Genomic DNA, 10,239 nt, shown 5'->3' with positions numbered 1-10,239 from the left:
ACCTGTGAGGATGAACCGAATGGACGCTCGTGGCGCCCGACCAATCCGTTCAGGCCATATGTTTGGGAGGCGGGGAGTCGGTGTCGGGAACAATGCCGGCGAGCCGGGGTGCGCGTTGCGGGCGCGATGCGGACACGAGCCCGATCGATCCGGCCGGTGGCGTCGGCTGCGCCACCGTCACCGAGAAGCAGCCATGGCAATGATGCCCGCCGATGGCCTTGTGGTCGTTGTGATCCGCCGAGCCGTCAAGCACCGCGCTGATCTCCGAGCCGCCACCGGGCGTGGTGACGTCGATGTCGTGCAGGCCATGCAGCGCTCCCGCGAGCAGGTAGACGACCGCGATCAGCACAGACAGCAGCCCGCGCCAGTTGCGCGGCCGGCATGATCCTGAGGGCTGGCGGTTCGCGAGCACGACGTCACTCTGGTTGCGGTCTGCGCCCGGCCTAGCATGGCGTTGGGAACAGTGTCGACCCGCAACATTGTTACGTTCCGGGAACAATTGCCGCAGCGCTCGCGAAGACGGCAGCTCTTCTCATTGGCGTGTGATCAAGCTCAGCCGAGCATCGGCTGCCGCTCCGCGTGCCACGTTCGGCATATCGCCGCCTTCGACCGTGACGACGGCGCGGCAGCCCGCTTCCATGGCCCGTTCCAGCCATTTGATGGCTTCATCGATCCACTGGTCGTGGTGCTCGGGATCGGCGATCGCCTTTTCCCGGAATGCATCTGCCTGATGAAGGCACGCGGTTCTGCGATCCACGCGGCTCTCCCGATCCGGAGGTTCCCGCCCCGAGCGCATCCTTGATGATCCGAGAGCCGGCGTCGTTAACATAGGACAGGAACCGGCGCACAAAAAGAAAGCCCCAGCCGGGACTTACCGGCTGAGGCTTTCGTGCTCACAAACTTCATCCTTGGGACTTGGACAGATAATCCGCATCGCGCGGGTTCGTTCCCGCGGGCTCGGTCCAATTTGGAACGTTCCTTGTTCATTGTGATTAGCGACGAGGAGAAATTGAGGAGGACGGACCATGGACGGATTGATTTATCTCATCGGCTTGATCGTGGTGGTCATGGCGATCTTGTCGTTCTTCGGCTTGCGCTGAGAGAGCGGCGATGACCATGGAAACTCTCATACGGGAAGACATCGTGGAAGGCGGCGGCGTCGCTGCCGATGAAAGGCGCATCATCCAGTGGAGCTCGGTGATCGCAGGCGCTTTGGCTGCCGGCGCAATGTCGTTCATCCTGGTCGGCTTTGGAGTCGCCGTCGGCCTGGGCGTCAGTTCAGCCTCGCCGACATGGCGCGATGCATCGGCGGCGCTGGCTTTGCTGTCGGGGCTGTATCTGATCATCCAGGCGATTATCAGCTTCGGCTTCGGCGGCTATATCGCCGGCCGGACGACGCGACCAGCCCCGGCGGTCACAACGATCGAAGACGAGGGCGAACGGCGGGACGGGCTGCATGGCCTGATGTCCTGGGCGCTCGCCGTGCTGCTTGGTGCCGCTCTGCTCGCGATGCTCGGCGCAGCTGCGATTGACCGCTCGCCGATGCGCAGTTCGGCGAGCAGTACCTCCGCCGCCGAGCCTCTGTTGAGCTACGAGCTGGATAAGCTGTTTCGCGCAGCGCGGCGGCCCCCCAACACCGACCTCAGGGAACCTCGTGCCGAAGCGGGACGCATCCTGATGACGTCGTCGAGCCACAGCGGCGTCAGCACCGATGACCGGGCCTACCTCGTGCAGCAGGTGGCCGCGTTGACGGGACTTGCAGCACCCGACTCGGAGCGACGGGTCGACACGCTGATCGCGGATTCAAGGACGGCCATCAATCGGGCGCGGCGTAACTCCATCATCGTCGCCTTCTCCGTTGCGGCAGCAACCCTGATCGGCGCTGCGGTGGCCTGGGCTGCGGCTGTTGCCGGTGGCCGGCATCGCGACGGCGCGCCGCTCCCGAACTGGATGGCGAGCTCCAACCGCTTCCATCGCTCTCCGCGTGCGATGCGGGTGCCGTAACGTGCAGGACGATGGCCGGGAGCGATCCCAGCCATATTGCCTTTTGACGAGAGGCCTAAGCCTTCTCCTCCCAGATCATGGCGAGATGGACGATCGTCTGCACCGCCTTCTCCATGTCCTGCCGGCTGACCCATTCGAGCCGGGAGTGAAATGCGTGCTCGCCGGCGAAGATGTTGGGGCAGGGCAGTCCCATGAAGGACAGGCGGGAGCCGTCGGTGCCGCCGCGGATCGCGGTGCGCATCGGGCGCAGGCCGGCGCGGCGGATCGCTTCGATGGCGTATTCAAGAATGTGCGGGTGGCGATCGATCACCTGCTTCATGTTGCGGTACTGCTCCCGCACCTCGAATGTGTAAGTCGAGCGCGGAAAATCCTTCATCACGTCCTTGACGATGTTCTCGAGCAGGATCTCCTTCTCCTTCAGCCCTTCCTCGGTGAAGTCGCGCACAATGAAGGAGAGCGTAGCCTGCTCCAGCGCACCCTCGATCCCGATCGGATGCAGAAAACCCTGCTTGCCTGATGTCGTCTCGGGCGAGCAGCCTTCCCGGGGCAGGCGCTCGACGATGGCGGCGGCGATCTTGATGGCGTGCTCCATCTTGCCCTTGGCATAGCCGGGATGGGCGCTGACGCCGTTGATGGTGATGGTGGCGCCGTCCGCCGAGAAGGTCTCGTCCTCGACGCTACCCGCGCTCTCGCCGTCCATGGTGTAGCCGAAATCAGCGCCGAGCTTCTTGATGTCGACATTGTCGACGCCGCGGCCGATCTCCTCGTCCGGCGTGAACAGGATCTTGATGGTGCCGTGCTTCACTTGCGGGTTGTTGATGAAGAAATGCGCGGCATCCATGATCTCAGCCACGCCGGCCTTGTTGTCGGCACCGAGCAGCGTGGTGCCGTCGGTGGTGATGATGTCGTTGCCGATCTGGTTCTTCAGCGCCGGATGCTCGGCGAAGCGGATCACCTGGCTGGTATCGCCCGGCAGCGTGATGTCGCCGCCGCGATAGTTCTTCACCATCTGCGGCTTGACGTTCTTGCCGGTGACGTCGGGCGAAGTGTCCATGTGCGAGCAGAAGCAGATCACCGGTACCTTCTTAGGTGTGTTGCCCGGAATCGTTCCATAGACGTAGCCGAAGTCGTCGAGATGCGCGTCCTCGACGCCCATGGCCTTCAGTTCGGCGGCGAGCACGCGGCCGAGGTCCTTCTGCTTCTCCGTCGAGGGCGAGCTCGGGGATTCCGGATCGGACTGGGTGTCGATGGTGACGTAGCGCAGGAAGCGCTCGGTCACGGTATGCGAAAAGGTGAGGGAGGACATTTCTGGTCAAACCGCCGGGTCAGGGGAGAGAGGCGGTATACCAGAAAAGCAGGGTGCGGTGAGGCCGGAGGAGGCTGATCAGGCTTAACGAAACGTGAGTGGTCAGATCGCCTCTTTTAGTTCCTTGACGGGGCGGAAGGCGACCTTCTTGGTGGCTTTGATGTGGATCGGCTCGCCCGTGGCGGGATTGCGGCCGGTGCGGGCGGCGCGCTTGCGGACCTGGAGGATGCCAAGGCCGACGATGCGGACGCGGTCGCCCTTCTTCAGGTGCTTGGTGATGAGTTCGACCATGTCGGTCAGAACGGCCTCGGCGCGCTTCTTCGACAGGTCCTGGCTCTCCGCAATGTCGGCGGCGAGGTGCTTGAGCGTGATGGTGGCGGGCGCGGCAGCCTTCTTCGTGGAATCCTTCTTAGCCATATCTGGCCTCCTCAATCACAGGGGCCCCGGAAAAGGCGGTAAAGGGTGGGGATCCCTCCAAGTCCTGGAAGGCCTAGACGATTCGGGCTTCGGCTGACTATGGCGCAAGTTCTCGACGGATGCCGGCAATCGCCGTCACAGCCGCGAAAGGCGTGTAGAAGTTTGCTCTAAGGCTATGAAGGAATTGCCAAAATGGCGCGAGAGACGGGGCTCGAACCCGCGACCTCCGGCGTGACAGGCCGGCGCTCTAACCAACTGAGCTACTCCCGCGTGGTTCGCTGACAGCGCGCGGAACGAGGGGGGACTTAAAGGCGGGGCTGGGTGAAGTCAAGGATGTTGCGCTTCACCGGCACATCCCGGCTAAGCATTGCTCTGGAAAACGAAAAAGGCCGCCAGGCGGCGGCCTCTGTCAGCCCGGAGCGGGGCGGTGTCAGCGGATCTCCGACGTCCCGGCGCTGGTTACCACGACCGGCTTGCCGGCCTTGATCACATGGGCGGACTGGGCGGTCTGGCTGTAATCGGCATTTGTGCGGGCTGCGATCCCGAAGCCGGCCACTGTAATTCCGGCCACCAGCGCCACCACCACGATCTTCAGGTGGGTCGCACGATCAGCAGAGTGGATAGAGTGGTTCATCTGAGCCTCCCGACGGGCTTTGCCGCCGTCTATGGCTCGTCTTGTAAAGACCGTCTGTTTCCGGATGGTTTCGCGGGTTCCGCAAAATGGTTTCATTAATGCGCCCGGTTGGTTTCGCCGGGCTTGCGGCCTGTACCGGCGTCAGGCGGCCGCCCGGCCGATATCGTCCCGGATCGAGCGCGCCGCCCAGACGAACAGGAGTGCCCCCAGCGTGGTCGTGACCGCCGCCGAGAGCAGGGAATAGCGCACCGCGTCGGCGCCGTAAGCGCCCTTCAGGGCATCGTTGACCACGCCCACGGCGAGCGGGCCGAGGCCCTGGCCGAAGCAGGTGGCAGTGAGCGCGATCAGGGCGGAGGCCAGCGCCCGCATGCTCGGCTTGGCGACCGTCTGCGCGATCGCGAAGATCGGTCCGAGATGGAAGCCGACCAGGAACGAGGTCAGCGCCAGCGTGGCCACCATCAGCGCAAAGTCCTGCGTCAGCATGCACAGCGCGAACACCGGGCCGGCAAGGCCCGAGGTGATGGCGGGCGCCCACAGCTTCCAGCGGTCGTCGCGGCGGCTGATCTGCGCCACCACGAAGCCGCCGAGCAGGGTGCCGGCCATGCCGGCGAGACCCTTGAAGGTGCCGGCATAGGTGCCGATCTCCGCGCTCGACAGATGGTGCACACGCGCCAGGAACGGCGGGATCCACGCCGCGGTCGCATAGTTCGTGTAAGTGGTGAGACAGAAGCCGATCAGCACGATGATGAAGCTTCGCTGCGAGGCCAGGAAGCGCAGCGTCGGCCCGAGCGGCTCGGGCACGAAATTCTCCTGCATGGCGCCGCGCTTCGGCTCGGAGATCGTCAGCCACAGGACAACAGCAAGCAGGATGCCGGGCAGGCCCGCAACGTAGAACGCCATCCGCCAGCCATAGTGCTGGTTGACGTACCCGCCCACGAAATAGCCGAGGAATACGCCGAGATAGGTGCCGACGGCGTAGATGCCGAGCGCGCGCGGACGCTCGTTCTTGGCGAAGAGGTCGGCCACGATCGATTGCGAGGCGGGCGAGCCTGCGGATTCGCCGATGCCGACGCCGATCCTCGCCAGCGCCAACGAGGTGACGCTCGAAGCGGCGCCGCACAACGCCGTCATCGCGCTCCAGAACGCGAAGGCGGCGGCGACGATGTTGCGCCGGTTGAGCCGGTCGGCGACGCGCGCGATGGGGATGCCGAGCAGGGAGTAGAACAGCGCGAATCCGAAGCCCGCGAGCAGGCCCATCATGGTATCGCTGAGCTGAAACTCCTTCTTGATCGGCTCGATCAGCACGTTGAAGATCGTGCGGTCGAGGAAGTTCAGCGCGTAGATGATCGTGAGCAGGCCTAGCACGTAATAGCGCCGCGCCGAGGGCTTTGCCGTCGCGGCCGTTTGCACCGACATTTGTGACGTCACATCGACCATCGCTTCCCCCAATTAGTCTTTGTTATCGTTGTCGGTCCAGCCCTGATTGGGGCTGGCAGGTCAGCCTTCGCGGATGTAATTCCCCGCTTCGAATTCGACGGGAGGCGCGCTTGCATCGAACGAGATTCCGATCTGATCGCGGCCTGCTTCCATCGCCTCGAGCTGGTCGCTCAGCATGCGTCGGATCATGAGGATGCCGCGGTCGCTCTGGCCGAAATGCTCCTCGGAATGGATGGTCTGCGGTCCCTGGCCGACCTGGGCTTCGTAATCGCCCGGAAATCGCTGATGTTCTTCCTCGGTCATGTCCCACCAGAATTTGCCGTTGAATTTCGAGCGCATGCGACCGATGTCGCCGGCGTTCTTGACGCGGCCGGCGACGTAGATGCGGAACGAGGTGTCGTCGATCGGCAGCGTCCAGCCGATCGACTCGACGCGGGCGAATTGCGCCACGCGCGGGTTTGGCACAACGCGCAAGGTGGGGAGCGCCGCCTCGGTGACGCGGTAAAACACCTTGCCGTCATCCTGCTTGCGGATCGAGCGCACGGCGATCCCGCGCGGCGTCTTGTCGAACGTCACCTCCGGCATCGATGCCATCATGTTGGTGAATTGCGGACCCGAGAACGAGCCGTGCAGCACCGGCACGTGGTAGGGATCGACCACGTTCTCGAAATGCTGGAGCCAGTTGCAGGGGATGATCGCGGGACCACCGCCGCCGATCGAGGAATCGTCGGCGTCGACGAACTCGCCGTCGTCCATGGTCTCCAGGCACTCATAGGCCGGCAGCACCGGGCGTTTCTGGGCGGGGCCCAGATAGGCGAAGATGAGCCCGTAGCGCTCCTCGACCGGATACCAGGGCTGGCGCACCTTGTCCTTGAACTGGCCGCCATCGGGCTCGCAGGGCTGCTCCAGGCAATGGCCCTCGGTGTCGAACTTCCAGCCGTGATAACAGCAGCGGATGCCGTCCTCCTCGACCTTGCCATAATAGAGCGTGGTGCCGCGGTGGCAGCAGCGGGCGTGCAGCAGGCCGGCGCGGCCGTGCTTGTCGCGGAACAGCACCAGATCCTCGCCGAGCGCGCGGACCTTCTTCGGAGTGTCGGTTGCGTCTCTGATGAGCCCGACCGGATGCCAGTAGCGGCGGAGCAGTTCGCCCATCGGCGTGCCGCGCATGACCGAGGTGAGCTCGGTGTGGGTGTGCGCCGGCTTCATCGCATAGGCCGTTCCGAGATCGCGATCCCGCTGCGTGATGGTCATGCTGGTCCTCCCGCAATCGGCCGTACCGGCCGGGCTTTTTTGATGCCTTGTACCAAGTGAAGATTAGATCGATGACAATGTCAACGATTTCCAAATGCCTCTTATCGCATTCGGATCAGGCTGGGGAGGTCGCGCTACCAAGACTTGGCACGCCGCGGCTTTCTTGGCAGAGGTGGACCATGAGCCAGACATCAGGCAGGGACGGGCGCACATCGTCCGATGCGGACGAAAGTCAGTCGCTGGCGCCGATCACCGTCATGCTGTCGTCGCGGCTGATGGTGCTGGCCAATTTGCTCAAGCGCGGCGCCATCCTGCGCTACAAGCGTCTCGCCGGATTGTCATCGGTCGAGTTCGGCCTGGTCGCCTCGCTTGGCCGGCGGCCGCCGATGAGCGTGGCGCGGCTCGCGGAAGCCGTCGGCCAGGACAAGGGGCAGATCAGCCGCGCGCTTGCGGAACTCGTGTCGCGCAAGCTGATCGCGAAATCGGCGAACCCGAAGGACAGCCGCGAGGTGCTGGTCTCGCTGACCGCAACGGGCCTCGCGGCGCATGATGCGATCGTCGCCGGTGCGCAGGAGCGCAATCGGCGTTTGCGCGAACATTTGAGCGAAGCCGAGTTCGAGACGCTGCTGCAGCAGGTCGATCAATTGACGGCAATCGCCGCCGAGATGCTCGAGAGCGAGAAGATTTCGCGCTGACGTTTCGGCGATCCGGGAACATGTTGGATCGCTTCCAAGACCCTTTCCAAGACTCTTTCTAAGACTCCTTCTAAGAGGCTTTCAATTAGGGAATTCGCGCGCGCTGCCCTAAGCGTCACCGCAAGCGCATGCCGTCATGGGCCGACAGCATGTGCCATCAGAACACGCAGTTTTGGGGTTGCGCGTGAACAGTCTTGGAATGCTGCGGTCGGCCATGTTGGCGACCGCATCCGCTTGGGTTTTGCTGCCGCAGGCATCGCTTGCACAATCTCCTGCGCAGATGATTGGCGCGCAGAACATTCCGTCGGTGACCGTCGCCGCGCCGGAAGCGCGCCGACGAGCCATCTCCGTGCAGCGCCGTGCGCCGCGATCGTCCCAGCAGACCGCCAACCGAAACAGGCCGCAGCCGCCGCGCAATGTCGGTTTCGTCGAGACCCCGCTCGGCCCGGTGCACGGCTACGTCGCCGGCCGCAGCTCGTCCGACGCCGATCATGGAGACGCCGCAGGCGGTGTCGGTGATCGGCGCGGAGCAGATTCGCGACCAGAAGGCGAACAAGCTCGACGAGGTCCTGCGCTATACTGCTGGAGTCCGCGCCGGGACCTTCGGCGCGGACACGCGCAACGACTGGTGGCTGATCCGCGGCTTTAAGTCCGACGACGTCGGACTGTTTCTCGACGGCATGCAGCTGTTCTACACCTCCTATGCGAGCTGGAAGCTCCAGACGCCCAACATGGAGCGCGTCGAGGTGCTGCGCGGTCCATCGGCCGTGCTCTATGGCGGATCGAGCCCGAGCGGCATCGTCAACGTCATCAGCAAGATGCCGCCGGCGGAGCCCGTCCGTTTCATCGAGACCGGCGTCAACAATTTCGGCAACGCCTATGTCGGCTTCGATGTTGGCGGTCCGGTCGCAACGAGCCACGAGAACGGCAAGCTGTTCTACCGCGTCGTCGGTCAGGTCCAGAACGGCCCCACGCAGGTCAATTTCACGCCGGACAACAACTACTTCATCGCGCCGTCGGTGACCTGGAAGCCGGACGCCGACACGAGGTTCACGGTACTGGCTTCAGCTTCCCGGCAGGAAACCCGTGGCATCAACTTCCTGCCCTATGAGGGCACGGTGATCAACGCTCGGTTCGGCAAGATCCCGACCAGCTTTTTCGCTGGCGATCCCAGCGTCGACAAGTTCACGCGCGAGCAGGAGATGCTGGGCTATCAGTTCGAGCGCAATCTCACCGACGATTTGACGTTCCGGCAGAATGCGCGCTTTGCCCATGTCGATGTGACCTATCGCGGCTATGTCGGCAATAATTGGGCTGACATCAACACGGCCAGTCTCGGTCGCTATAATTGGTATGCGAAGAACACCGCCAACCAGGCCAATCTCGACAATCAGCTGGAGTACCGCTTCAACACCGGCGCGGTGCGGCATACGATGCTGTTCGGGGTCGATTTGAAGGGCTACCAGATCGACGATTATCAGGCTTTCAACTTCGGCACCGTCCCTTCGATCAACGTCTTCAATCCCGCCTACGGGTTTGACATTCCGTTGACGGGCGCACCGTTCCGCAACTTCCAGATCACGCAGAAGCAGGCGGGCACCTATCTTCAGGACCAGATGAAGCTCGGCAACTTCACGCTGGTGCTGAGCGGCCGCAACGATTGGGTCGAGACGACGCAGGCTGCCCGTGATACCGGCGCCACGCTTGCCAGCCGCGACGACAGCAGGTTCAGCGGGCGCGCCGGGCTGATCTACAATTTCGACAACGGCATCGCGCCCTATGTGTCCTACGCCACGAGCTACAATCCGATCATCGGCCTCAACGCGCAAAACCAGCTGTTCCTGCCGGAGACCGGCCAGCAGACGGAAATCGGCGTGAAGGTCGCGCCGCGGGGATTTGACGGCTACTTCACCGCTTCGGTGTTCGACTTGAAACGTCAGCATGTGGCAACGACCGATCCGGTTTTCACGACCTTGCAGAACCAGACCGGCGAGGTGACCTCGCGCGGCATCGAGATCGAAGCGGTGGCGAACGCCACGCGTGAGCTGAAGCTGATCGGCTCGTTCACGGCCTACCGTTTGTTCAACAGCAGGGATCTGGACCCGGCGCTGGTCGGCAAGACCCCGACCAACACGCCTGAGCTCCTGGTGTCCGGCTGGGCGGACTACACCTTCAAGGACGGGCCACTCGCGGGGTTCGGCTTCGGCGGCGGTCTCCGCTATATCGGTTCGTCGTGGGCGGATACCGCCAATACCCTCGAGGTTCCCGCGGTCGTGCTCGGCGATCTCGCGCTCCACTACGAATGGCAGAACTGGCGCACCGCGCTGAACGTGGTCAATTTGACCGACAAGATCTACGTCGCGAGCTGCGCGGCGGCGTCATCCTGCTTCTACGGCGACCGCCGGCGCGTCACCGCCAGCGTCTCCTACAAATGGTGAGGCAAATGACGAGAACAGGCGAGGGAAGGCCATCGTGAGAGCCTGACCGGCCCGTCG

At 63.6% G+C, this 10,239-nt stretch carries 9 protein-coding genes, 1 tRNA gene and 1 pseudogene; 3 read left to right on the top strand and 8 right to left on the bottom strand.

From position 1 onward, the window contains the following. Window positions 1-49 precede the first annotated feature (49 nt). Both IVB19_RS20045 and IVB19_RS20040 read right to left on the bottom strand, forming a co-directional pair. Complete coding sequence (locus tag IVB19_RS20045; RefSeq protein WP_085353356.1) at window positions 50-412, bottom strand: hypothetical protein; 363 nt, start codon at window positions 410-412, stop codon at window positions 50-52. A gap of 120 nt (window positions 413-532) precedes the next feature. Beyond that, window positions 533-757 carry a protein-tyrosine phosphatase family protein gene (locus IVB19_RS20040; protein WP_018455102.1) on the bottom strand — a complete coding sequence of 75 codons (225 nt, stop codon included), beginning with the start codon at window positions 755-757 and terminating at the stop codon, window positions 533-535. Window positions 758-1,110: 353 nt separating this feature from the next. Between IVB19_RS20040 and IVB19_RS20035 the strand changes: the two genes are divergently transcribed. Then, window positions 1,111-2,004: a hypothetical protein gene (locus IVB19_RS20035; protein ID WP_018455101.1), complete on the top strand. Its 894-nt coding sequence runs from the start codon at window positions 1,111-1,113 to the stop codon at window positions 2,002-2,004. 55 nt (window positions 2,005-2,059) lie between these two features. On the opposite strand, the gene pepT is transcribed toward IVB19_RS20035, so the two are convergent. From pepT to IVB19_RS20005, 6 genes are all read right to left on the bottom strand, one after another. After that, window positions 2,060-3,310: a peptidase T gene (gene pepT / locus IVB19_RS20030; protein ID WP_085353354.1), complete on the bottom strand. Its 1,251-nt coding sequence runs from the start codon at window positions 3,308-3,310 to the stop codon at window positions 2,060-2,062. 102 nt (window positions 3,311-3,412) lie between these two features. Then, window positions 3,413-3,727 (bottom strand): HU family DNA-binding protein, encoded by a 315-nt coding sequence (locus IVB19_RS20025; protein WP_085353352.1) that lies wholly within the window; start codon window positions 3,725-3,727, stop codon window positions 3,413-3,415. A 193-nt stretch (window positions 3,728-3,920) separates the two neighbouring features. Next, a tRNA-Asp gene (locus tag IVB19_RS20020) sits at window positions 3,921-3,997 on the bottom strand. A gap of 160 nt (window positions 3,998-4,157) precedes the next feature. Next, entirely contained in the window at window positions 4,158-4,361 is a 204-nt protein-coding gene (locus IVB19_RS20015; RefSeq protein WP_026232877.1) for a hypothetical protein, read from the bottom strand. A 141-nt stretch (window positions 4,362-4,502) separates the two neighbouring features. Beyond that, on the bottom strand, window positions 4,503-5,798 hold the full coding sequence (locus tag IVB19_RS20010) for a spinster family MFS transporter (RefSeq protein WP_026232876.1): 1,296 nt from the start codon (window positions 5,796-5,798) through the stop codon (window positions 4,503-4,505). Between the two features lie 60 nt (window positions 5,799-5,858). Next, the gene (locus IVB19_RS20005) at window positions 5,859-7,049 is read right to left on the bottom strand and encodes an aromatic ring-hydroxylating dioxygenase subunit alpha (protein WP_247819835.1); all 1,191 of its coding nucleotides are present in this window, start codon (window positions 7,047-7,049) and stop codon (window positions 5,859-5,861) included. Between the two features lie 179 nt (window positions 7,050-7,228). On the opposite strand from IVB19_RS20005, the gene IVB19_RS20000 reads away from it, so the two are divergent. Next, complete coding sequence (locus tag IVB19_RS20000; RefSeq protein ID WP_018455095.1) at window positions 7,229-7,744, top strand: MarR family winged helix-turn-helix transcriptional regulator; 516 nt, start codon at window positions 7,229-7,231, stop codon at window positions 7,742-7,744. A 199-nt stretch (window positions 7,745-7,943) separates the two neighbouring features. Then, window positions 7,944-10,182: pseudogene (locus tag IVB19_RS19995) on the top strand (TonB-dependent siderophore receptor). Window positions 10,183-10,239: the final 57 nt, after the last annotated feature.

The sequence above is a fragment of the Bradyrhizobium sp. 187 genome, from assembly GCF_023101005.1.
Taxonomy (GTDB): Bacteria; Pseudomonadota; Alphaproteobacteria; order Rhizobiales; family Xanthobacteraceae; genus Bradyrhizobium; species Bradyrhizobium canariense_D.
The sequence above is the reverse complement of the archived record's forward strand: the minus strand, read 5'-3'. Positions and strand labels throughout refer to the sequence as shown.